This window comes from Salinispora sp. H7-4 (assembly GCF_013416675.1).
GTDB classification, from domain to species: Bacteria; Actinomycetota; Actinomycetes; order Mycobacteriales; family Micromonosporaceae; genus Micromonospora; species Micromonospora vitiensis.
In genome coordinates, this window is sequence record NZ_JABZED010000007.1 from 377,658 (window position 1) to 400,102 (window position 22,445).

Here is a 22,445-nt window from a genome sequence, read left to right on the forward strand (position 1 = left end):
CGCGCCCGTGGTAAGCCTCGATGTCATCACCGAACGGTCGGATCCGGCCGTGCAGCGGATCAGCGACGTCGTCAAGCACTCGCGATCCGCCGTCCGCACCGTTCTCATCGAGGATGCCGAGCCGCTCGTGGAGTGCATCCGCGCGGGGTTGGACTTCATCGAGGTCTACGGAGTCGAGAGCAGCCCCTTCCCCGACGAGGTACTCGCCGCCTGCCGGCAGCGGAACATTCCCGTTCGCCTGGTGGCAGTCCCGATCATGAGCAACCTGTTCAAGGTCGACAAGAAGCCCAAGGTGTTCGGTGTGGCACGCACGCCGAGACCGTGGAGCTTCAACGATCTGTCCCGTACGACCGGTGACATCATCGTCCTGGACGGCGTGAAGATCGTCGGCAACATCGGCGCCATCGTGCGCACCTCCTTCGCGCTCGGCGCCGCCGGCATCGTGCTCGTGGACAGCGACCTGGCCACCGTCGCTGACCGACGCCTCGTCCGGGCCAGCCGCGGCTACGTCTTCTCCCTGCCGATCGTGCTCGCGTCCCGGGCCGAGGCGATCGACCACTTCCGACACAGCAGAGTCCCGCTGATCGCCTTCGACACGGACGGCGATCTGGCGGTCAGCGATCTGCACGACGCCGACGAGCCGCTCGCCCTCCTGCTCGGTGCGGAGAAGACGGGCACGTCGCAGTCATTCGAGAGCATCGCCAGCAGCACCGTGTCGATCCCCCTCAATCCAGACGCGGAGTCGCTGAACGTCTCGGTCTGCGCCGGGATCGCCCTGTACGAGCGGTCCTCCTGGAACCTCCCCGCACGAAGCCCCTCGCCGCGCCCGGCGGGGAACGGCCGGCAGGGCGCTCCCCGGCGCAGCGGCAGACCCGTACGGTCGGGACACCGAGGCCGCCCCGGCCGGTAGCCGGGTAGCGGCCGCTGACAGCATCGTGGGCGTGGCGTGGGATATCGGGGTGTTGACCGTCGCGGACCTTCCGCGGTGCCTCGCTTTGGCACAGGACCGGGGGTGGCCGGCCGAGGAAGGAAAATGGCGTCTGCTGTTCGAACTGGGCACCGTGTGGGGTGCCCGGGACAACAGTGGGGATGTGGTCGGCACGGCGATCGTGACCCGGTATGGAACCTCGCTCGCGGTACTCAGCATGGTGCTGGTCGCCCCACGACACGGCGGCCAGGGACTGGGCCGACAGCTCGTGAGCCAGGCCCTGGCGGCAACCCCCACCCGGACAGCAGCACTGTTCGCGACCGAAGCGGGCCGTCCCTTGTACGAGAAGTTCGGTTTTACTGCCGTCGAGGAGCTGCACACGTACGTCGGAAGCGTCCCCGGCCATGCGACGGCGTGCTCCCGGCCCGCCACGCCGGAGGATATCCCGGCGATCGCGGCACTCGACGCCGCGATCGTCGGCGCACCGCGCGGGGAGCTGGTGCGACGGCTATTGTCGTTCGCCACCCGACTGCATGTGGTGGAGCTCGACAACGACATTGTCGGGTACGGCGCGGCGTGGCGGAACCTCGGCCAACTGATGATCGGGCCGGTGGTGGCGGCGGATCGCCGCGCTGCGGCGACACTGATTAGTGATCTTGCCCGTGGCGCGGGAGGTTCCGTGCGGGTCGATCTGCTCGATCACGAAAGAGAGTTGCGTGACTGGGTGGAGAGCGCCGGAGCCACGCTGCGAGGTAGCACCACGCTGATGGTCTCCGGATCGTCAGCTTTTCCGGGAGATCGCGGCCGGTGGTTCAGCCCCGCGATGCAGGCGCTCGGCTAGGCCTTTCTTGCGAATCCTCCTGGAGTTAGGTTGTGCCCTGACTGTGCCCGATGATCTTCAGCGCCAGGCGAACCACTTCACCACGATCACCGGTGGTCCGCTCCCGCTACAACCGCGCCGCTCCTGAGCCTGATCGACAGTTCAAGGCCAGACGTCGGAGCAGCTGACGAGCAGCACCGGCAGGCTTGTACAATTTATTGTACGTAACGTGTGGGAGGCAGCAGCATGCGCACCGTTCCCTACTCAGAAGTCCGCCAGAACCTGGCCAAGATGCTCGACCACGTCGTGGACGACGCCGAGGAAGTGGTGGTCACCCGCCACGGCCGGGAGGCCGCAGTCATCATCTCGCTGCGCGAGTACGAGTCGCTGAAGGAGACGGCCTACCTGATGGCCAGTCCCGCCAACGCGCGCCGTCTGAACGAAGCCGTCGAAGAGCTGCGCAACGGCGGCGGGGAGACGCACGACCTGATCGACCCCGACGCCAGTTCAGGCGAGGCCTCGGCGGCGTGAAGGTCCAGTTCGCCGGACGAGGCTGGGAAGACTATCTGACCTGGCAACGAGATCGCCAGATGCTCAAGCGGGTGAACGCCTTGATCGAGGACATCCGACGCAACGGCCACCAAGGCATCGGCAAACCGGAGCAGCTCCGCGGAAGCTGGGCGGGCTTCTGGTCGAGACGCATCGACCAGGAACACCGCCTCGTATACCGGATCATGGACGACACCGTGCAGATCGCACAGTGCCGCTACCACTACGAATGAGGTGGAGGACCCCCTCCGCCGAGGGACACCGCCCTGCGGCGGCTGCGTGCCGTCGTCATGCGACTCGCCGTACGACACATCCCGGCCCGTCCAGCACCGCGCTGCCATGGTCAGCCACAGCCCGCGTCGAGAAGCCGAGCCAAGCGTCACGACACCAGTTGCATAAGAGATCAACAAAGTGGGCCGGAGGTACCACCAGGCGAATCACTTCGCCACGATCACCGGTGACCTGCTACCACTGAGTTGCCCAGCTCACGAGCGCTGGTCGGGGCTCAATGACCTCGACTCGCCAACCTGCACGCCTCACTAGAACGATTGGCCCCGTCGCAACCATGTCGACTGGGGCTCGCGGAGATCAGGCAATCTGCCGAAGGTCACTGCCGTAGTCGAAGATGATCCGCATCCGGGCACCCAGCCTCGTGAATGATTCCCTGGGTCACGCCCGTAGCATCATCTCGTTCGCGACCATCTGCGGAACTACCTGTTTGTACAGCTGCCGGGCCAGCCCGGCGACCTTTTCGTGGGCTTCGATCTTTTCCCGGAACGCCTGCGCCATCACGGCGATCTCCTGCTGGACGTCCATCGGAGGCAGGGCGATGGGCAGGCTTCTGAGACTGCTCTGGGTAAGGCTGGGCTGGATTCCCTCTTTGACCTGCTCGCCGAGAAACTCCAGAACCGCGGGGTGCATCAGGTAGCAGTGGAGGTAGTACGGCAGGAGGACCGTTCTCGAGGTCTCTTTGACCTGGATCCGGATCGTGGATCCGCCCATGAGCATCCCGGCTTCTCTTTCCCCGATGATGACGTGATTGATTCTCCCGCTGAGCCTGGCCAGCAGAACGTCACCGACGACGAGTCGGTAGCGCCTCAGCCTCCACACCGCCTCAGGATTGATCCTGGTTTTCGGGGTGTCGGTCACCCGGCCGTCGCTGATGTCGACGGTGTTGATGACCGCGAGGCCGGCGGCGTCGTGGTCGCCGGCGTTGAGATCGGAGCCGCTGGGGCCGCCGCGGATGAGGCAGAGGTCGTTGAGGCGACGGTGCGTCCAGTTGTTGGGGGTGGGACCGATCAGGGGTTCCATGGTTGCAACCGATCGAGTAGGCGGTCCAGGACAAGGTCGGCGGCATCGGCCACGTCGTCGAGCCGGCAGAGTTCGGCACGGAGCTCGGTGGGGTTCGGCGCCCGGCTCGTCACGTCCGGGGCCGGGGGGCGGAGATAGGTCGATGGTGTGAGGTCGTGGCCGTGCTCGCGGAGACGTTCGAGGCTGACGGAGACCGCGGTGATGCCACTGGTCGGCTTAACCTGGCCGCCACCGGTCTTGGACCATTTCTGGTAGAGGTCGACGATGTCCCCGCTGCCGGTGTCGGTCAGGATCCGGTGGGTTCTGCCCGCCCGTTCGGTGGCCTTCTTCGCGTCGATGAGCAGGACCTCACGGTCCGGGCGATGCGTCGGGCTGCCGAGGAGCCAGAGCGTCAGCGGGCTGGCTGTCTCCCGGAACATCTGTTTCGGGAGTTCGATGATGCACCGGACCACTCCTTCTTCCACCATGGCGGCGCGAATCTGCCGGCTCTTACTGGTGGCAACCGAGGTGGTGCTGCTGGGCATCACCGCGACGGCTCGGCCTTCCGGCGCCAGCGCGGTCGCGATCAGTTGCAGCCAGGCGAAGTGCGCGTTGTGGCGGGATGGCTCACCGTACGGCCAGCCGGTAGGTGCGATCTCCGTTGCGGATCGCCAGGCGGGCATCGTAAACGGGGGGTTGGCCAGGACGACGTCGTAGGGGCCGCGCTTGACATCGATAAGTTTAAGATCATTGGGAGGTGGGCCGCCGAGGTCGAGTGGACGGCCGTGAACGGCGGTGTTCATGACAGCCAGGCGCCACGCCCGGGAGGCCAGGGCATGACCGCTGACGTTGTTCCCCAGTGACCGTTCTGCTCCGTTGCCCCGTTGATGTTCCAGTACGGCGGCGACGATCTCGCCAGAGCCGCAGCACGGGTTGTACACCCGGTCTTCTGGCCCTGGGTCGGCGAGCTGGACCATGAGACGAGCCACCCCGTACGGGGTGAGGTACTCGTCGTCGCTGGACTTACGGGCTTGTGCGAATCGATCGAGCAAATGATCGAAGGCCGCGGCCGCCGTCAACCGGCGGCCGACCCTCTCCTGTGACGCACCCGTGCCGGGCTGGACCCAGCGTTGCAGAACCTTGACGCCGGTACGGAAGCGAGCCTGCCACCACCCGTCTCGGACGATCCTGTCCAACAGTTCCGGGCGTACGCCGTCGGCTGTCGGCAGGGTGGACCACACGTGGGCGAAGAGATCTGGACTGGGGGTGTCCGCGATCCGGGTCCACTGTTTCGGGGCGATCGCCTGGGCGCAGACCAAAGCCATGATCATTTCTTGGAACATGGTGTGGTCCTGGCTCTGTGTGAAGCCAGGCTCCAGACTCTTCCACAGATCGGCTTTGATGGCCTCGGCGACCATATCGGGTGCCGGCTTCGCGTCGGAGCAGACGTCGGCCAGGCCGGCGGTGAGACGGAAGCGCCGACCGTAGGTGGTACCGGCTGTCTCGCCGTCTCGCCGCTCGTCACGCTGGATCTTGCGACTGTCGAGCCACTCGGCGACATCTTCGGCGGCGAAGAGGTCGACGGGCACGGTGCGGACGGGGTCGGGAAAGTCCGGGTGCCGCCGCATCCAGTTGTTCACCGCCGCCCCGTGCACGCCGGCCGCCTGGGCGATCTCGAGCCTGGTCATCAGACGCCGCTCGCCGGCACCGCCGGCACCGCCGGAAGCATGGTCAAGCGTCATCGTCTGCCTCCGTGCGCCCTTGCCGGAAGGCGCGAATCAGCCGTTCCAACCGAACCGTCCGGCCGTCACTCACGATCACCCAGCCGAGGAACCCGACGGCCAGCACCACGACCACCGGAATGGCGATCCCCGGATCGATGAATCCCGTCATGTCCACCAACCTGGCGACCACGCCCGCTTCCTCCCCTGATGCGGCTCTCATAGCATCGACGGTAAGCCGCACACCACGCGCGCGTCCGGCTCGTAGCGAGCATACGACTGATTCTGTTTCTCCTGGGCCTGTGCTGGCAGTTGGATTGAGCGATCGCCGTGCCTCCTTCGACGATGAGGTAGACGAGGAACTCCAGGGCCTGGGGGGCGAAGGTGTTGGCCGGCGGGGACCCCGAGGATGGTCGGTGGGCCGAGGACGCGGACCCGGTGCGCTCCGGCATCGGCTTTCTCTCTGGCCGGTCGGTGCGTCGGGTGGCCTCCGGGTGGGTCAGCGCCGGACTACAGGGGCAGTCTCGGGTGAATTCCGGGTTCGACGTCGTTCATCGATGAGATCAGCCAGAAACCCTGACCAGAGAGGAGGCGACTTCAAGGGCGCATCCCCAGGAGAGGGTGACGCCGGCTCCGCCGTGTCCGTAGTTGTGCATCACCTTGGTGCCGTCGATTCGGCGCTCTTCGACGCGGACGTAAGGTCGGGCGGGCCGTAGGCCGACTCGGTGCTCGATGACCCGGGCCCTACGAAGGCGCGGTTCGATCTCGGCACAGCGTGCGACGATCGCCGCGGCGATGTCCGGATCGGGCTGCGGGTTCCACGCGTCGGGTTGGGCGGTGCCGCCGAGGACCAGTGTCTCGCCCTGCGGATAGAAGTGCAGCAGGTCCGGTGAGAGCCCGGTGTCTTCGGAGAAAAACTCGGTGATGCCCGGGTTCTCGACCACGACGAGCTGCCCGCGGACCGGGGCCAGGTCGGGGTCGGGTACGAGGTCACGGGCGCCCATCCCGGTGCAGTTGACGACCACTGGGGCGACATCAACGGTCTCATCGAGGGAGTCGACCCGGCGGATCGCGATCTCACCGCCAGCTTTCCGGAGCCGCTCTCGCAGGTAGCCAAGGTAGACCGGCATGTCGACCAGCGGAGCCGTGTAGCGCCAACCGGTGGCGAAGCCGTCCGGCAACCCGTCCGGCTCACACAGCCGGAATCCATCAAGCTCGTTTCCCCACTCCGGCGGTTCGACCGGCTTGCGGGACGCCTCGACGCCGGAGACGAGCCGTACGCCGGTCACCGTGTCGGTCGCGAGGTGCCGCAGGACGTCAAGCGTCTGGGCGCTCCAGACCCGTATCCGGCCGGCAGATTCGACGAGGTACGGACCCCACAGCGCCCCGGCAGCGTACGAGGTGGTCCGCTCGGGTGACTCGGCCGCCCAGATCCGGACCCGCAGCCCGGCTTCGGCGAGGCAGATGGCGGTGGTGAGGCCGGATACGCCAGCGCCGACGACCAGAGCGTCAAGATCGGTGCTCGTCATCGTTTGACCGTAGTGTCAGGCCGGTTGGTGTGCCAGTGCCTTCTCAAGGTCGGGGAGCACGTCGGCGACGCTCCGGTTCCGCTTCCGTCGGCGCAATTCCTGCTCGAGGGCAACGAGGAGGAGGCTCCAGAAACCCCAGGTCAAGGGGCTCTTCTTAGTGGTGGGCCGCCAGGGACTCGAACCCTGAACCTAAGGATTAAAAGTCCTCAGCTCTACCATTGAGCTAACGGCCCGCTGGGGCACCAGGCTACCCGATCGCCAGCTCCGCTCAGGGCCCGCCTGGGTGGTACGGGTGAACGCCGCAGCTCCGGGCCCGTTCAGACCGGCAGGGCGGTTGACAGCAGCAGCACCGTTGCTACGGCGGTGGGGCCACAGACAAGCCTCGGCACGGCGAGGCGCACCATGGGCCAGGCAGCACGAAGCCGCCGGCCGCGACTCTCCCCAGTCGCACATAGTTGACGCGCTCCGCTACATCGATGAGTAGCGCGTCAACCGAGAAGGTGATAGGAGTGGCAAATCTGTCGCTTCAGAGGAGGGGGCTCGATCCGAGTGCAGGTCCTCTCAGACCACGGCGGCCAGCAGCTCGGTCACACCGTTCAACAACTTCAGGACGCCGAAACGAACATGGCCGCCTGGCATGACTCCTACCTCCAGGCTCAACAGAGTCTTGCCTCGAGCCTCCGGGCGAAGTCCTGGTGGAAGCGCCTGTTGGGCGTCTCCACAGCGACGGAGCGGGAGGCCCCGGTTCACGTGCGACACGCCTGGCAGGGGGTGGCCGCGATCCACCGTGACCATCAGTTCCATAACAAGCGCCGCGGCAGTGCAGGCGGCCAACGCAACAGGCGGGGGTGAGCGGTGCACGAACTTCGAGAGGCCCTCAAAGAGTGCGGCGAGGTGGTGGAGCGTTTCCGGCGAGGCCCACGCCGGCTTGGCGAGCAGAACACGAAGATGAGCCTGATCAACCCAGTCCTCGAAGCACTCGGTTGGAACGTACGAGATCCCGACGAGGTCTCCCATGAGTACCGGCGCAACAGCACCGACAATCCGGTTGATTATGCCCTACTCTTTCCGCCGACGCCGAAGTTGCTAATCGAGGCGAAAGGGCTTGGTGAAAAGCTGAACGACCCCAGATGGGCAAACCAGACGATTGCCTATGCCACGTCCGCCGGAGTCGAGTGGGTGGCTCTCACCGACGGACTGGAGTGGCGCATCTACAACGCGCACGCTCCGGTTCCCATCGAACAGAAGCTGCTCGCCAGCGTACGCATTGATGATCCGGAAGATGCGGTCAAGATACTCATCCTATTGAGCAAGGACAACATACGAGCCAATCGCATCGGTCGGCTGGCAAAAGCGCTATTCGTCGATCGCCAAGTCCAGGCCGAGCTGACCAGCATTTTCAACGATGTCGAACCACCAGCCGAGCTTGTCGCTCTGCTCAACCAGCGCTTGCCCCGGCTGACCGTTGACGAGATCCGGACGAGCCTGACCCGGGCCCACGCCAGGTTTGACTTTCCGGCGCTAGCCGACCGCCGGGTTCCACTCTCCAACGCTGCGGGTAGCCCACCGTCGCGGCCCTCGGCCGTGCCGCCGGAAGCCGAGCGATCCGGGTCCGCCACCACTGGTCGTGCGACTAGACCGACAGTGACCTCGCAGGAGCGACGGATCAAGGTGACCGACATGATCGCCGCCGGCCGGCTCCAACCCGGGGCCAAGCTCAGCGGAGCATATCTCGACGTAACCCACCACGGTGAATTGCTCGCCGACGGTCGAATCCAATACAACGGGCGGGCCTACTCCTCACTGTCAGCAGCTGGCCGAGCTGTCAAATTGGAGGCCCTCGGGCCCAAGGCGCTGGATTCTACGATTTCAACCGACGGGCTTGGCTTCTGGCACACCACCGACGCACTCAGCGGCGACACGGTCAGCGTTAAGGAGATCCGACGCCGCATCGCCCGAGACTCCACCAGCCGCGGACCAGCTGACGCATAAGGTGTCCGCTCTCACCCCAGCGCATACGCAGTCGCAGCACCATTCCGGAGTCCCGCGAGCAGCCGTGATTGCCTTCCGGTAGACGCGGCGGGCCGCCCGTGGCCCCGCCCGTCCGGTTGCTAACGTTCGGTGCTCGACCTCGCGGACCCCGAAGGATACCGATGGGCAAGAACAGTCGTGAGCGCCACAAGGCCAAACGGAAGGCCGCCGCGGCGGCTCAGCGCCAACGGGCCGCAGCGACTGGGCAGGACGACCCGCTGGGCAGGTATGGCGGGTCGAGCGTGCCGACGCAGCGGCAACTCGCGGACCAGATCATCAACCAGGCGATGGTCGCCCGGCAGCACGACGACGAAGCCGAGCTCGACGACTGCCTCAGCCTGCTGATCACCGGCCCCGGCGGCGCCGCCGGGCTCCAGGTCGTCAACCGGGCGCTGCTGACCTATCTGCTCCACGAGGTCGAGCAGGCCTGGCGGCGCGGTTGGCAGCCGGCCGAGCTGGTACGGGTGGCCCGCCGTGAACACGCCGCGCGGCACGGGCGGCTCATGATCGATGTTATTGCGGCGCAGATGCGCGGCTACGCCGCAGCGACCGTCGATCCGCCATGGCAGTCGCAGTTGACGTCCCTCGACGCGACGGTGTGGTGGGAGCACGACGACCACTATCCGACTGTGTGGGGCGAGCGACAGGGCCTGGACCGCAGCGCGGTCATCGCCATCATGATCGACATGTGCTATCTGCTCGCGACGCTACCGCCGATCGAACAGGTCGGGCCGATGCCGGGCACCGCCCGGCCCTCCAGGACGGCACCGCCGGCCGACCTGGATCAGCGAATCCTCGACCGGGTTCGGGCCCTGCTGGCCAAGGCGGAGTCCACCGATTTCCCGGAGGAGGCGGAGGCGTTCACCGCCAAGGCCCAGGAACTGATGGCCCGGCACCGCATCGACCACGCCCTACTCATCGCCGCGACCGGTGAACGCGAGCAGCCGATCACCCGCCGGGTGGGCATCGACAATCCGTACGAGGCGCCGAAGACCCTGCTGTTGCAGGTCGTTGCCGCGGCCAACAGCTGCCGTGCGGTGTGGAGCAAACGCTTCGGGTTCAGCAGCGTCGTCGGTTTCCCGGCCGACCTGGAGTCCACCGAGCTGCTGTTCACCTCGCTGCTGGTGCAGGCGACGCGAGCGATGACCCAGGCCAAGCCCAGCACCGACCGGTACGGGCGCAACACGACCCGCTCGTTCCGCCAGTCGTTCCTGACCGCGTACGCGTCGCGGATCGGCGAACGGCTCGAGGCCGCGACCGGCGAAGTGGACCAGGAGCTGGCCGACTCGGCGCAGGCCGCCCAGTTCCTCCCGGTCCTCGCCGCCCGCGACGACGCCGTACGCGATGTCTTCAACCAGCAGTTTCCCGAGTTGACCCAGCAGACAACGACCATCAACAACCGGGCCGGTTGGGCGTCCGGCCGGGCCGCGGCCGACCAGGCATCGCTGCACGGGCGCGAGTCCGTCACGCCCCGCTGACCAGCTACCACCTGGCGCCGCCGCCACCGTCACCTCCCGCTACGAGCAGCCGGAGGCCGAGCTCGGCCGTGTCGAGGGCGACGAGGTCGCGGTTCCGCTCGGCCCACCGGCCGGATGACAGGTCTTCGTGGAGCGACCTGACTGCCCGCTCCTCTGCCTGCGCTCCCACTCTGGTCCAGACCGACGTCGCTCGGCGTACATGTTCGTCCAGGTACGCCTCGGGCTGGCGCCAGTAGGCCTCGAAGAAGCCGTCAGCGCAGTCCCACGGGACGAGCACCGGTTCGGCACGTCCGCCGATCGCACGGGTCAGGTCGGCGAGGGACGGCCAGCCCACCAGCAGATCCGCGAACTCGGGTAGGTAGTCGCGGGTGAGCCAGAACCGCTGCCCCCAGCCGGTGCCCTCAGCGTCATAGGTGAAGACCACCACCCGCCGCGCGACCCGCCGCATCTCCCGCAGCCCGGCGACCGGGTCCCGCCAGTGATGCACGGTGCTGACCGCCATCGCGGCGTCGAAGGACTGGTCCTCGAAGGGCAGACTCTCCGCAGCGGCGGCCACGCACGGCGCCGCGCCCGGGGGACGCTGCGCGCGCATGACCGCCGACGGTTCCACCGCCGTGACCTCACGGTCGTACGGTTCGTAGGAGCCGGTGCCCGCCCCAACGTTCAGCACCGTACGGGCGTCTCCCAGCGCGTCCCAGATCCGGGCGGCGATCCGTGGCTCGGTGCGCCGCGTCGCCGGGTAGGCGGATCCGATCTCGTCGTACAGCTGCGCGCCGAACACTCTCAGCTGCTCCGCTGGTGTCGTCCTGATTCCCATTGCCCGTGCCTCCAACTCCCGGTCGATGGCCGTCACCATGGCGGCGGCGCGGTCCCGCTGGTCCAGCAGCAACCCGCGCAGCCGACGCAGGTGCGCGACCGCGTCGGTGGTCGGATCGTTGACCAGGTCCGCGATCTCCCGCAGCCCGAAACCAAGCCGCCGGTACGCGAGCACCTCCCGCAGCCGCTCCACATCACCCGCCGAGTAGGCCCGGTGTCCCGCAACAGTCCGGGTGGACGGCCGCAGGAGGCCGATCTCGTCATAGTGATGCAGCGTGCGGACGGTTACGCCGGCCAGCTCGGCCGCTTGCCCCACAGTCAGGTGATCCTCCACGGCGTCGACTATGTGACATGCCGCTACGTGAGGAGCAAGCGATTGACATCAGACGGTGTGCCGATGGCTGCCGTAGCTGAGGGCGACGTGGGGGCTGACTCGGAGTGGCCACTTTGGGTAGGGTCGGCGCGAGTAGCCGTGGTCGGTGAGCTGGGGGCGTGCGTTGGAGTCGGTGGCGTCAGCGTTCGGTCGGGCGGTGGCGGCGCACCGGGATGCCGTCTCTCACATTGAGGCTGCTCGGGCCCGGTTGCGCGACCGCACCGCGGAAGCTGGCGTCTCGGCGCAGGCCCGCGAGGACGCGCAACGTCTCACCGCCCGGATGCAGCGGCTCGCCGAGGGGCTGACGCCCGGTTGGCTGGGTTGCCGACTGGACGGTTCGGCCGCGGATCTTCCCACCGGCGTGGACGCGGCGCTGGGGCGTCCGATGCCGGTTCGCCTGGGCGACACGACGCCGGTGGCGGGAAGCGGGTTCAGCGTCGTGGCGCCGTTCGTGGGTGCCGGTCACCTCTCGGTCGACGGTGACGCCCGTGATCCGGCGGTGGCGCGCTGGCTGCGCGGCGTACTGCTGCGGGTGTTGGCGGCGTTGCCGGACGGTGTGCTTCAGGTCGCGGCGGTGGACGGGGCGACCCTCGGGACCGTCTTCGGGCCGTTCCGCGAGATGGTGGAGGCGGAGGCGTGGCCACGTCCGGCGATCGACCTGCCGGGGTTCCAGCAGGTGCTGGCCGAGGCGGAGGAGCGGATCGAGCGCGCCCAGGGTGGCGAGTCGGATCCTTCGGTGCTGCTGGTGTGTGTGGCGGCGATGCCGGAGGGCGCCGGGCGTAGGGAGTGGTCCCGGTTGTCGGCGATCGCGCACGCGGGCCCGGCGGCCGGGGTGTTCCTGCTGCTCGCCGGCTACCCGCCCCCGCAGCATCCGGGCGGGCTGAACCCGGCGCCGCGCCTGGAGGGCACCACCGCGTTGACGGCGTCGAGCGGTGGGGTGTTCGCGGTTTCCGACCCGCCGGGGCAGCACCGGTTCAGCTCGGACGACTCGGGGTTGGCGGTGCCGGTACGGCTGGACGCCGGCCCGCCGGACACGCTGGTGGAGGCGGTCTGCCGCCGGTTGGCGAAGTCGGCTCGGGTGCAGACGGCGACGGACTTCACGATGCTGATGCCGGAGCAGATCTGGCAGCAGTCGTCGATCGACGGCCTGCGGACGGTGGTGGGCCGGGAGGGGCGTACCGAGTGTGTGCTGGCGTTGGACGACGCGACGCCGCACTGGTTGGTGGGGGGTCGCACCGGGTCGGGGAAGACGGTGTTTCTCCTCGACGTGCTCTACGGCCTGGCCTCGCGCTACTCGCCGGACGAGTTGTCGCTCTACCTGCTGGACTTCAAGGAGGGCGTGTCGTTCGCGGAGTTCACGCCGACGGTGGTGGACCCGTCGTGGATTCCGCACGCGCACACGGTGGGCATCGAGTCCGACCGGGAGTACGGGTTGGCGGTGCTGCGGACGCTGTCGCGGGAGATGACCCGCCGGGCGACCGAGCTGAAGCGGGCCGGCGTGACGAAGCTGGCCGACCTGCGGACCGGTCGACCGGATGTGGCGATGCCCCGGCTGCTGGCGGTGATCGACGAGTTCCATGTGCTCTTCGAGGGCAACGACGCGGTGGCCCAGCAGGCGGTGGCGCTCCTTGAGGAGTTGGCGCGCAAGGGCCGCTCGTACGGCGTCCACCTGATCCTGGCGTCGCAGACGATCTCCGGGGTGGAGGCGCTCTTCACCAAGACCGACTCCATTTTTGGGCAGTTTCCGCTGCGGGTCGCCCTCGCCGGCGGCGGCGGTGTCCTCGACCAGCTCAACGACGGTGCGGACAATCTGCCCCTCGGCGGAGCGGTGATCAACTCGGCGGCCGGGGTTCCGGGGGCGAACCGGGTCATCCGCTTCCCGAACGCCGACGCGGGGTCGGTGGCCACCCAGCGGCACCTGCTGTGGAGTGCCCGCCGCCCGGGTGGCGCCCCGCCGACGGTCTTCGCCGGCTACGCCGAGCAACATCCCGACCAGGATCCCACCTTCGTCGCCCTGACCCCCGACGTACGGCGGCGGCGAGCCCTGGTCGGCCGGACCGTGGCCGTCGGCCTGCCCACCGCGGGCTTCACCCTCGACGCGACCCCGGGCAGCCACCTGGCGGTCCTGGGTACCTCCCCGGTCGGGGCCGACGTGCTCTTCGCGGCCACGGCCAGTTTGGCCCGCCAGTACGCGCCCGGCACCGCCCGGTTCCTCATCGCGCCGCTGGTCGCCGCCGCCGACGATGCCTCCGACGCCACCGTGGAGGCGATCGCCGCCGCCGGGCACCCGTACGAGACGCTCAGTGCGGCCCAGCTTCGGGCGCGGCTCGCGGAGCTCGCCCAGCCGACCGTTTCCGACGATGGGCCGACCACCCACCTGGTGATCTTCGGTGCGGATGTCGCCAGCAGCCTGCTCACCACCAGCGACCCCACCACCTACCGCTCGGGGCACGACGAGCTGCGGGATGTGTTGGCCAACGGCCCCACCCACGGTGTCCACCTGCTCGGCTGGTGGCGCTCGGTGAGCCGGTACAGCAGCGACCTCGGGCCCACCGGCGGCAACGAGGTCGCCTGCCTCGTCGCCCTCAACCTGCCCGGCAACGAGGTCAGCTCCCTGCTCGGCGACTACGCCTCGGAGTGGCAGTCCCGCCCCAACCGCGCGCTGCTGATCGACCGGCACGACAACCGCCGCGCCCTCATCGTCCCCTACGTGCGCCCCGGCACCCTAGACCAGATCGATGAGTACGCATGACTGAGCAACCGGACACTCCACTGCCCCGCGATGGCGGCTGGGCCGCCTACACGGATCACGCCCGCCGCCTGTCCGCCCTGCTGAAGGAGGAACGCTCCCGCGGCGAGCAGCAGGCCGCCGCCAGCCGCGACGGGCAGGCCGCGGTGGATCAGCTCACCCACCGGGTGGCGGCGCAACGGCAGCACCTGCACCATCTCGCCGCCACCCTGCGCCTGCCCGCGCCGCAGTTTGGCCAGATCGCGCCCGGCCCCATCCCGGACCCGGCGGAGGCGCTGCGGCGGGCGACAACCGCCGCGAACGCCGCCGACGCCGCCGCCGAGAACGCCCACCGGCGAGCAGCCCAGCCGCCGTTGTTGCCGGGGTTCACCCCGCTGGCCCGCAATGCCCTCGTCTACTCCATCGCGGCGATAGTCGGCACCTTCGCATCGCTGCTGATGTTTGCCCTCAGCCCCGACAAGGACCTCGGTCGCATCCCATTGCACCTGGTGCCCTGGTCCCTGTGTGGGCTGCCCGCGCTCGCCTTCTTCGCCGGCTATCTCACCATCAGCCTCGTCGGGCAGCCCCGCCTCGGGGGTGGCGGCACCCGGTCCAGGAAGGTCGGCGGAGTGATCTGCTTTGTCGGCATGCCGATCTTGTGGTTCATCTTCATCGCCGCGACCCGCGGCTGACACCAGGCGCACCTGCGACCGACGGCAGGGCGTTGGACCCCACAACCCAGGGAGGAAAGTCAATGGCCACCATCGGAGACATCAAGGCGGGCCTGGCCCACGGCAAGACCGAAGCGGACAAGGCCCTCGCCCAGCTCGCGGGCGTCAACGCCCAGGTCGACAAGGCCATCGCCGTACTCCAGGCCCTCGCGGCCGGCACCCAGCAGCCCGCCGTCATGGGCGCCATCGGCAAGCTCACCGCTGCCAAGCAGAAGTTCGGTGAGGGCGCCGGCCTGATCCAGGCCGCCGTCGCGCAGACCGAGAAGTACAACGCCGTCCTCTGACACCGAACTCCCGGAAGGTCCCCCGATGCCCACCGTCATCGTCCCCGTCGGCCTCAACCTCGGCCCCTCCTACCGGTACGTCACCCCACCCGACCCCAATCCGGAGTTCTGGGAGGTCCGGCTCGGCAACGACTCCGAGGAACTCACCGATGACGAATTCCAGGTGTGGGGACGTGCCTTCCTCGACCCCGAGCGCCACGCCCGCCTGGAAGTCACCCGCGAAACGCTCCAACGCGACCTCCTCACCGCGGGCGCCGGCCCCGCCAACCCCGGACCGGTCATCGAGCAGCTCCTCGACCGGGGCCTACTGATCGAGTTCGATCCGGACGGTGAGCTGGAGAAGCCGTTCCGGCGCATCAAGCTCCACCCACTCGCCGAGGGGATGGGCAACACCCCCGAAGAACCAGACCGTCGCCACATCGGACACAGCGGCGCCTCCCTAGTAAAGGTTTCGGGGGTCGTGTACGGGGTCTGGGCATTCTCGGCCGCCGAGGGGGCGCTTTGGGACTTCTGCCTCGGCATGGACGAGGACAACCAGCGGGATCGGCAAGCAGGTATGGACCTTGAGCGGGTGACGGCAACAGAGGCGGCCCACCAGGCCGCAGTCACGATTCCGATGCTGGTTGCATCGGGTGTCGCCTTCCTCGACCGGGCAATATAGGCGATGCGCGGACGGTCGAGGGCGCAACGCTCACTTACATCGGATAGGCATGCGCCGGGCGCACGAGGTAAAGCGTTCGGCGCCCTGACCGCCGTTGCGGGGGCTCTCCGTGACACCGCCATCGAGTCTGCGCGAGATGGCATCAGCAAGGCCAGTGAGAAGATCGGCAAGGCTACCGGGGGTGGGATGGCGATTGCCGCCACAGCGGCCGTTGACGCCGCCGGTTACCACCCCTCCCCGCTGATTGCGGTCGGCGCAGCCTACGCCGGCATGAAGGCGGGCGGGCTCGTCGGTCGCGCGATGAACGCCGGGTTGGACCGGATCACCGCCGGGAAGGAAAGTGGCCCTATCGGCTCCGTGTTGGCGGACCTGATCGCGACGCTTCGGACAATCGAGCAGGTACGCAGTGGCGTCGGCGAGGCTATCGATGCCGTGAACAAGGCGCAGGCCCACTTTCAGAAGGTAAGCCGCGGCGGAGAGAACAACCTTCTTAACGATGCGGTACGCCTCTGCCGGCGGGCACCCGTGCCTCTCGAGGAAGGTGTAGACGACCTCCGGCAGGCCGAGGACTTCGTCGGAAAGCACCTCGTGGGGGTCGCGAAGACTGGTGGCTGACCACGGCCAGCCACCGGCATCGCCCCAGCCAGTTGGACGATCAACAGGGTGGCTTCCCGGCTGGCCTCGGCTGGTCGAATGAGGATGGACGCTGGTTGCGCCGACGGTCGGGTTTGTCGCCTCGCTCGTCAGGAGACTGCCCGGCCTTTCGCTCCCCGTCGGCGGGTTGCTGCGGTAGGTGGACGCCGATTACGCGGGCGTACTCGGTGAGGCTTCCGCCGGCCTGGGCGAGGAGCCACGCCCCGGCGCGGAGTTTGACTATCCCCCGCGCGTAGTTTCCCAGGGCACGGTTGACCAGGGGGTTGGCGGCTCCCACCGTAAGGGCGCGAAATTCGGCTCGGACCTTTTCAGCATCGTGGATGACGGCCTTGGCCATCTCCTGCTGTCGGTAGACAGAGACGTGCAGGTCTCGCAGCGCAGCAGCGACGTCGGGCAGGCTCACGTTGTTACCTCCGGGCGCGTTCGGACACGGGATCTGGTCGGGCTTGGGATCTGGTCGGGCTTGGGAGCTGGCCGGTCCGTTGGTCACCGCCCGCTCGTCCGTCGGGTTCAGCCCGGGTGGGGGCGTGACCTGCGGCTGCCGCAGTCGGGGCAGTTCAGTGCCGAGCCGCACCGTCGGCACCAGCGTGACTTGACCTTGAAGAGAAACAGCCCGGCGGCGAACCCGAGCACTGCTACCGCGGCCAGGACAAGGGATGGAACCACTGCGTTGCCTCCCTGACTCGGCCCCCCGCAGGACGCAGCTCGCTTCGGGTTACGGGCTGCGTTCCGCCGGGAGGCGTCCGAGGCCGATCCGACGGTGGGCCCCTGGGAGTGCGACCCATCGCCGATTTCGCGGCTTCCATGACCGCGTCAGCCTGAGATGCTGATGCATATATTGCCCACGTAGCAGCAGGAATGCAAGGGTTGCTTCCGCATTCACGTCACCTACCGAGCGCGGGTGGACATTGCATGCGCATCACAGGCACACTCTGAGCTACGACAGGAGTGAAGGGACATGGAGTTGTCAGCTCGACGGCAGCCACCCACCGTGCGTCTCCGGCGGCTCGCGGCAGAACTACGCCGACTCCGCACCGAAGCTGACCTCACTCGCGAAGAGGTCAGCGAACAGACCAGCATCAACCCCGCCACCCTCTACCGCATCGAGACGGCCCGGGTCCGCCCGCAGCGGCGCACCCTGATGGCGATGCTCGACACGTACGGAATCACCGACGAAGACCAGCGCGGCGAACTCATCGCCCTGTCCCAGCAGGCCACCCAACTGGGCTGGCTCCAGACGTACGAGTCGGAGTTGCCCGAGCTGTACACCACCTACATCAGCTTCGAGACTGAGGCCCGCTCGGTCCACAACTACGAGTCCCTGTTCGTACCGGGTTTGCTCCAGACCCAGGACTACGCCCGCGCGGTCATCAAAGCCGGCCTGCCACTGGCGACCGAAGAGGACATCCACGCCCGGATAGAGGCACGGATCCGGCGCCAGGAGTCGCTACGCAAGAAGGACCCGATCCGACTCTGGACGATCGTCGATGAAGCGGTGCTACACCGTCAGGTAGGTAGCACCAAGGTCACCGCCGAACAACTGGAGGTGTTGGCGGAGGCGGCAACCCAGCCGCACATCACCCTCCAGGTCATCCCATTCGACAGCGGTGCGCACGCCGGCATGCCGGGATCGTTCGTGATCATGGATTTTCCCGACCCAGCCGACCCTGCCCTGGTGTACATCGACAGCATGGCCGGCGACCTGTTCCTTGAACACGAAGCCGATGTTCGTCGCTTCACCACGACCTTCGAGCATCTGCAAGCCACAGCACTCGACCCAACCAGCTCAATCAAGGCGATCGAGGCCCAGATCCACAAGATCAAAGAGAAAGGTGGTGCGGGGTGATCCGCCGCTACCTCAACGACGCAACCTGGAAGAAGAGCAGCCGTTCCAGCGCCAATGGTCAGTGTGTCGAAGTCGCTGCGCTCGATGCTGCGGTGGCGTGCCGGGACAGTAAGGACCCGAACGGTCCGGCCCTCGTCTTCGGCCACGCCGCCTGGACGAACTTCCTGGCGGAGACGAAAGCTGGTTTCCCGCAGCGGTAAATGGTTCCGCACCGGCCACCCCCTGGTGCGCTATCACCCTGCGACTCGCGCGGCCCAGCGGTAACCGGGTCACGTCCTTGCTCTCGCCGAATGCCAGTCCTACGCTCGCCACACGGCAGCCGGCCGTCGACCTTTTCCGTCTACCTCCTTCCAGGTGGTTACCGGAAACCGGCTGCTGTGGCGCGCAGAAGGGCGAAGGTTCTTAGTGAACCTTCGAGGGGTTCGTATTCGCGACAGGGAGTGGCCACATGTGGAGCTGGAACCATCTTGCGCCAGGTTGGCTCATTTTCCTCATTTTCTTGGCAGTATTCTGCCTTATTGGCGTGCTGGGCATCTGGCTGCTGCGGGGCCGCGCCGACCGCTTGTCCGGTGCTGAGCCGAAGTGGTTGGATCTCATCACCCACACGACCTCGGTCACCGGCACCCTCTACGCGCTCCTGCTCGTCCTGACCGCCCTGACCGTGTACGGGACGTACTCGCAGGCTGGCGCGGCCGTCGCAACGGAGGCGGCGGACCTGAAGGCGCTACACAACGTGGTGTCCGAGTACCCGGAGCCCACCCGAGGCGAGCTGCAGGGCCTGTTGAACGAGTACGTCGACTACATGGTCAACGATGCGTGGCCGACCTACCAGCGCGGCGACGAGGTGGACGGAGACCGCGAACTCGAGGAGCGGATCTGGCGTGCCCTGCTGAATTTCAACCCGAGTTCTGACAAGGAGCAGGAGTTGAGTGACCTCGCCCAGTCGGAGTTCGAGGGTTGGAGCAAATCCCGCCAGATCCGAAGCACCTTCAGCACCGCCGCTCTCCCTCCGACGCTCTGGTTCACACTCCTGGTCGGCGGTGTGTTCATCATCTTCCTGTCCTGCCTCATCCCGACCCGGACCCGGCACGCCTCCCTGGTATTGGTCTCCGCGACCGCGGCCATGATTTCCCTGCTGATATTCGTCGTCGAGCGGGTGGACGACCCCTTCCGAGGGTCGATGAGCGTTTCTGCCGATCCTTATGCAAGGGTCGCCAAGACTTTCGACTGATATGGCCTCACCTCTCGCACGGCACCGGCGGTTGCGCACTCGACCTGTCCTGGCTGGCCGAGCCACTGGCCTCGGCCAGCCTGCGGGTAGTCGGCGTCGACCATCACGGCAACAGCCATCGTGGCGGCTACCATGCCGCAGCCTTCGCGAGGTGGTGGGACCGCCCCCAGGACCTTTCGGTGGCGCGCTGAACCACCTCGCCGACGGTGGTCCCGTTGGCGTCGCCGGCTTCTTGCTCGGCGGCTACACCGCCGCCGCGGTGCTTGGCGCACGAATCGACGCCGACATGTCCGGCGCTATCGCCACCAGACGAATGACGGTGCCGTCACCGCCGGAGTACCCGACGCTGGTCGACGAACTGACCGACCGGATCGGCACCGAAGACATCGCTGCCTGGATCAACGAATGCGGCGACGACTACGCCGACCGCCGAGTGACCGCAGGTCTTCTCATCTGCCCGGCGCAGGCGACCCGTCGGCCGGCCACTACGTGTTCGTGCGGGACATGCCGGGCGCGGATCGGATCCGCACCCGCCTCGCCAGCGCGGCCAGCACCTTCTTCCGCGAGCAGTTGACCGCGTAGAAGCGACCGCCTCGCCTGTTGCCTCGCCGGCCAGTCCCGGCTCGGCGCGCCCGATGGGCGGCTGGAGCAAACGCGAGTTGTCGCACCACGGACGGTGCCCGATTCGGGCGGGACCTACCTCAACACCCTGAGACGGTACGCTCGCGCTCGAACACAAGACGTGACGGCGCCCGCTAAGTCGATCAGCCTGGAGTCAAGCAATGTCGTGGATCGCCGGCGTCCTGGACACCCTCTCCGAGCTTCCGATGCCAGCGGTGCTCCTGGCCGCCGCCGCGTTCAGCACCGCCGAGTCGGGGCTGGGCGTCGGAATCGTCGTCCCCGGGGAGACCGTCGTCCTGGTACTCGGTGCCGCGATGGACAGCCCGGCCGCCCTCGTCTCCCTCTTCCTGGTCGTGGGCCTGGCGAACTCCGCCGGCGACCACATCGGCTACCTCCTCGGCCGCCGCTACGGCCACCGCCTGCGCAATACCTATCCCGGCCGCCGGATCAGTGCCGCGAACTGGGACCGCGCGATGGTGGCACTGCAACGCCACGGCGCGTGGGCGGTGTTCCTCACCCGGCTGCTGCCCATCGTCCGCACCCTCACCCCGGCCACCGCCGGGATGGCGAAGGTGCCCTACCCGTACTTCCTTCCCGCCTCCCTGGCCGGCGCCTACCTGTGGTCGGCGCTGTACGTGTTCGCCGGCGCGCTGGCCGGCGCCTCGGTGGAACGCATCGAGACGGTGATCGGCAACACGGGTACGGCGATCCTGGTGGTCCTGGTCGTCCTCGCGCTGGTGGTGTTCGCGTTGCGAAGCCGGCGGGCCAGGGCGATGGAGTCGCCCCCCCGCACCGCTCATTGAGCAGACTGCGGCACTCACGCCGGGCGGCGAAAGCAGCCCGGATAGCGAACCCCCCGCTGGTGCCGCGCGCGGCTGAGAAGACCCCGGAGTCAGCCACCGACCGTGTCAAGCGGCCAAGCGGGATGAAAATATGTATCATTTCGCAAGGTGCGATGAGGAATCTATCGGTCGAATTTGCCTTACCAGCACGGCAGCGACATAGCGTCCGACCTCTCGTATTGTCGAATGACAGGCGGCGAGCGGACGCGCCAGGACATCAATATGCATTAATTAGGAAATGTTCACGGATGTGGCGCTAGTTCCTCGCCGAGGCGCCCAATATCCTCATGTGCGCGGTCCGGCTGGCCCTCCGAACCCCCTCTCCACCACCGCACTTCGGCACGGAACCTGTCTTCCTCCCAAGTCCCGAACGGTCCAGCGCCAGCCGGTACCGCCGCTCACACGCCGAGGCGTACAGGAAGGATTTTCATGTTCAGTTGGCTCGCAACCGGAGGCATGGTCCTCTCCCTGCTGGCTCCCACGAACCCGGTGGTGGACTTCCCCGAGCCCGCGACCCCACCCCCAGGTCAGATCGTCATCGATCTGGTAACCGTCAATGGCTCTGGCTGCCCGGCCGGCACTGCCGCCACCGCCATGTCGGCCGACAACACCGCATTTACGGTCACCTACAGCGCATTCATCGCCCAGGTCGGGGTCGGGGCGGGGCCCACCGACTGGCGCCGCAATTGCCAGCTCAACCTACGGGTTCACGTCCCGCAGGGCTTCACCTACGCGGTGGCCCAGGCTGACTACCGCGGCTTCGCCGCCCTGGCGGACGGGGCGTCCGGCGTGGAGCGGGCAAACTACTACTTCCAGGGGATGTCACCCACGGCCTACACGACCCACACCTTCGCCGGTCCGATGGTGGACAACTGGCAGGCCACCGACATCACGGACGTCGCCTCGCTGGTCTGGCACCCGTGCGGCGAGTTTCGCAACTTCAACATCAACACGGAGCTCTGGGCGCTCGCCGGCACCTCGGACACCAGCACCACAACGAGCTTCATGACGATGGACTCGACCGACGGGGCCATCTCCACCACCTACAACTTGGCCTGGAAGACCTGCCCGTAAGACAGGACGAGCCCACCGGCTGAGCGTCAGTAACGCCCAGCCGGTGGGCTCGCGCCTACGGCCGTCACCGACCTTTCGTAGAAACGACGTGCCGCTCTCGCCCCCACGCGCTTGGGTAACTCCCGACAGCAGCAGGCGTGGCGGCGATCGTCGGCGAGGAACGCCGCGGCGAACGACTGTTGGCCGGCACCCGGTTCGGGTGCCGGCCAACAGTTTCTTTCCCCCTTGTACGGGTTAG

At 67.6% G+C, this 22,445-nt stretch carries 23 protein-coding genes, 1 tRNA gene and 1 pseudogene; 17 read left to right on the top strand and 8 right to left on the bottom strand.

The window, feature by feature from the left end; translation table 11 throughout:
* Window positions 1–7: 7 nt before the first annotated feature.
* The 4 genes from nshR (at window position 8) to H0524_RS09620 (ending at window position 2,530) form a co-directional block, all read left to right on the top strand.
* Window positions 8–910 carry an NshR/TsnR family 23S rRNA methyltransferase gene (gene nshR / locus H0524_RS09605; protein ID WP_180198318.1) on the top strand — a complete coding sequence of 301 codons (903 nt, stop codon included), beginning with the start codon at window positions 8–10 and terminating at the stop codon, window positions 908–910.
* 49 nt (window positions 911–959) lie between these two features.
* Window positions 960–1,769: a GNAT family N-acetyltransferase gene (locus H0524_RS09610; protein WP_180198465.1), complete on the top strand. Its 810-nt coding sequence runs from the start codon at window positions 960–962 to the stop codon at window positions 1,767–1,769.
* Between the two features lie 225 nt (window positions 1,770–1,994).
* The gene (locus H0524_RS09615) at window positions 1,995–2,279 is read left to right on the top strand and encodes a type II toxin-antitoxin system Phd/YefM family antitoxin (protein ID WP_018725755.1); all 285 of its coding nucleotides are present in this window, start codon (window positions 1,995–1,997) and stop codon (window positions 2,277–2,279) included.
* Window positions 2,276–2,530, top strand: a complete 255-nt coding sequence (locus tag H0524_RS09620) for a Txe/YoeB family addiction module toxin (protein WP_180198319.1) — start codon at window positions 2,276–2,278, stop codon at window positions 2,528–2,530. Before H0524_RS09615 ends, H0524_RS09620 begins: the two co-directional genes overlap by 4 nt.
* A 436-nt stretch (window positions 2,531–2,966) precedes the next feature.
* Here H0524_RS09620 and H0524_RS09625 read toward each other — a convergent pair whose 3' ends face one another.
* The 6 genes from H0524_RS09625 to H0524_RS09645 all read right to left on the bottom strand — a co-directional run bounded on the left by H0524_RS09625 (window position 2,967) and on the right by H0524_RS09645 (window position 7,070).
* Entirely contained in the window at window positions 2,967–3,608 is a 642-nt protein-coding gene (locus H0524_RS09625) for a restriction endonuclease subunit S (RefSeq protein ID WP_180198320.1), read from the bottom strand.
* Window positions 3,596–5,329: an N-6 DNA methylase gene (locus H0524_RS09630; RefSeq protein WP_180198321.1), complete on the bottom strand. Its 1,734-nt coding sequence runs from the start codon at window positions 5,327–5,329 to the stop codon at window positions 3,596–3,598. The genes H0524_RS09625 and H0524_RS09630 overlap by 13 nt, the downstream gene beginning before the upstream one ends.
* The gene (locus tag H0524_RS09635) at window positions 5,319–5,531 is read right to left on the bottom strand and encodes a hypothetical protein (protein WP_180198322.1); all 213 of its coding nucleotides are present in this window, start codon (window positions 5,529–5,531) and stop codon (window positions 5,319–5,321) included. The genes H0524_RS09630 and H0524_RS09635 overlap by 11 nt, the downstream gene beginning before the upstream one ends.
* Window positions 5,532–5,871: 340 nt before the next feature.
* On the bottom strand, window positions 5,872–6,837 hold the full coding sequence (locus tag H0524_RS09640; RefSeq protein WP_180198323.1) for an FAD-dependent oxidoreductase: 966 nt from the start codon (window positions 6,835–6,837) through the stop codon (window positions 5,872–5,874).
* A gap of 15 nt (window positions 6,838–6,852) precedes the next feature.
* Window positions 6,853–6,981 carry a hypothetical protein gene (locus tag H0524_RS24570; RefSeq protein ID WP_255435854.1) on the bottom strand — a complete coding sequence of 43 codons (129 nt, stop codon included), beginning with the start codon at window positions 6,979–6,981 and terminating at the stop codon, window positions 6,853–6,855.
* Between the two features lie 14 nt (window positions 6,982–6,995).
* Window positions 6,996–7,070 (bottom strand) — tRNA-Lys (locus H0524_RS09645).
* 622 nt (window positions 7,071–7,692) lie between these two features.
* Between H0524_RS09645 and H0524_RS09650 the strand changes: the two genes are divergently transcribed.
* Both H0524_RS09650 and H0524_RS09655 read left to right on the top strand, forming a co-directional pair.
* Window positions 7,693–8,829 carry a restriction endonuclease gene (locus H0524_RS09650; RefSeq protein ID WP_180198324.1) on the top strand — a complete coding sequence of 379 codons (1,137 nt, stop codon included), beginning with the start codon at window positions 7,693–7,695 and terminating at the stop codon, window positions 8,827–8,829.
* A 281-nt stretch (window positions 8,830–9,110) separates the two neighbouring features.
* Window positions 9,111–10,346 (top strand): DUF2786 domain-containing protein, encoded by a 1,236-nt coding sequence (locus H0524_RS09655; RefSeq protein ID WP_180198466.1) that lies wholly within the window; start codon window positions 9,111–9,113, stop codon window positions 10,344–10,346.
* A gap of 4 nt (window positions 10,347–10,350) precedes the next feature.
* Here H0524_RS09655 and H0524_RS09660 read toward each other — a convergent pair whose 3' ends face one another.
* Window positions 10,351–11,496, bottom strand: a complete 1,146-nt coding sequence (locus H0524_RS09660) for a MerR family transcriptional regulator (protein WP_180198325.1) — start codon at window positions 11,494–11,496, stop codon at window positions 10,351–10,353.
* Between the two features lie 319 nt (window positions 11,497–11,815).
* Between H0524_RS09660 and H0524_RS09665 the strand changes: the two genes are divergently transcribed.
* From H0524_RS09665 to H0524_RS09685, 5 genes are all read left to right on the top strand, one after another.
* Window positions 11,816–14,287 (top strand): FtsK/SpoIIIE domain-containing protein, encoded by a 2,472-nt coding sequence (locus tag H0524_RS09665; RefSeq protein WP_255435870.1) that lies wholly within the window; start codon window positions 11,816–11,818, stop codon window positions 14,285–14,287.
* Complete coding sequence (locus H0524_RS09670; protein ID WP_018725735.1) at window positions 14,284–14,955, top strand: hypothetical protein; 672 nt, start codon at window positions 14,284–14,286, stop codon at window positions 14,953–14,955. The genes H0524_RS09665 and H0524_RS09670 overlap by 4 nt, the downstream gene beginning before the upstream one ends.
* A gap of 62 nt (window positions 14,956–15,017) precedes the next feature.
* Window positions 15,018–15,278, top strand: a complete 261-nt coding sequence (locus tag H0524_RS09675) for a hypothetical protein (RefSeq protein ID WP_018218703.1) — start codon at window positions 15,018–15,020, stop codon at window positions 15,276–15,278.
* A gap of 25 nt (window positions 15,279–15,303) precedes the next feature.
* Window positions 15,304–15,939: a hypothetical protein gene (locus tag H0524_RS09680; RefSeq protein WP_180198326.1), complete on the top strand. Its 636-nt coding sequence runs from the start codon at window positions 15,304–15,306 to the stop codon at window positions 15,937–15,939.
* Window positions 15,940–16,125: 186 nt separating this feature from the next.
* Window positions 16,126–16,554, top strand: a complete 429-nt coding sequence (locus tag H0524_RS09685) for a hypothetical protein (protein WP_180198327.1) — start codon at window positions 16,126–16,128, stop codon at window positions 16,552–16,554.
* A 40-nt stretch (window positions 16,555–16,594) separates the two neighbouring features.
* Here the strand turns inward: H0524_RS09685 and H0524_RS09690 are convergent, their stop codons facing one another.
* Window positions 16,595–17,176, bottom strand: a complete 582-nt coding sequence (locus H0524_RS09690; protein ID WP_309225053.1) for a hypothetical protein — start codon at window positions 17,174–17,176, stop codon at window positions 16,595–16,597.
* A 375-nt stretch (window positions 17,177–17,551) separates the two neighbouring features.
* Here H0524_RS09690 and H0524_RS09695 point away from each other — a divergent pair, with 375 nt between their 5' ends.
* The 6 genes and pseudogenes from H0524_RS09695 (at window position 17,552) to H0524_RS09720 (ending at window position 22,207) form a co-directional block, all read left to right on the top strand.
* The gene (locus H0524_RS09695; RefSeq protein ID WP_026322397.1) at window positions 17,552–18,439 is read left to right on the top strand and encodes a helix-turn-helix transcriptional regulator; all 888 of its coding nucleotides are present in this window, start codon (window positions 17,552–17,554) and stop codon (window positions 18,437–18,439) included.
* Window positions 18,436–18,639, top strand: a complete 204-nt coding sequence (locus tag H0524_RS09700; RefSeq protein WP_180198328.1) for a DUF397 domain-containing protein — start codon at window positions 18,436–18,438, stop codon at window positions 18,637–18,639. The genes H0524_RS09695 and H0524_RS09700 overlap by 4 nt, the downstream gene beginning before the upstream one ends.
* Before the next feature lie 248 nt (window positions 18,640–18,887).
* Window positions 18,888–19,670, top strand: coding sequence for a DUF4239 domain-containing protein (locus tag H0524_RS09705; RefSeq protein ID WP_180198329.1), 783 nt, complete (start codon window positions 18,888–18,890; stop codon window positions 19,668–19,670).
* Window positions 19,667–20,252, top strand: a pseudogene (locus H0524_RS09710) (alpha/beta hydrolase family protein). The gene H0524_RS09705 and the pseudogene H0524_RS09710 overlap by 4 nt, the downstream one beginning before the upstream one ends.
* A 200-nt stretch (window positions 20,253–20,452) precedes the next feature.
* Complete coding sequence (locus H0524_RS09715) at window positions 20,453–21,094, top strand: DedA family protein (protein WP_255435855.1); 642 nt, start codon at window positions 20,453–20,455, stop codon at window positions 21,092–21,094.
* A gap of 468 nt (window positions 21,095–21,562) precedes the next feature.
* Window positions 21,563–22,207: a DUF4360 domain-containing protein gene (locus H0524_RS09720; RefSeq protein ID WP_180198330.1), complete on the top strand. Its 645-nt coding sequence runs from the start codon at window positions 21,563–21,565 to the stop codon at window positions 22,205–22,207.
* The last annotated feature ends 238 nt before the right edge of the window (window positions 22,208–22,445 follow it).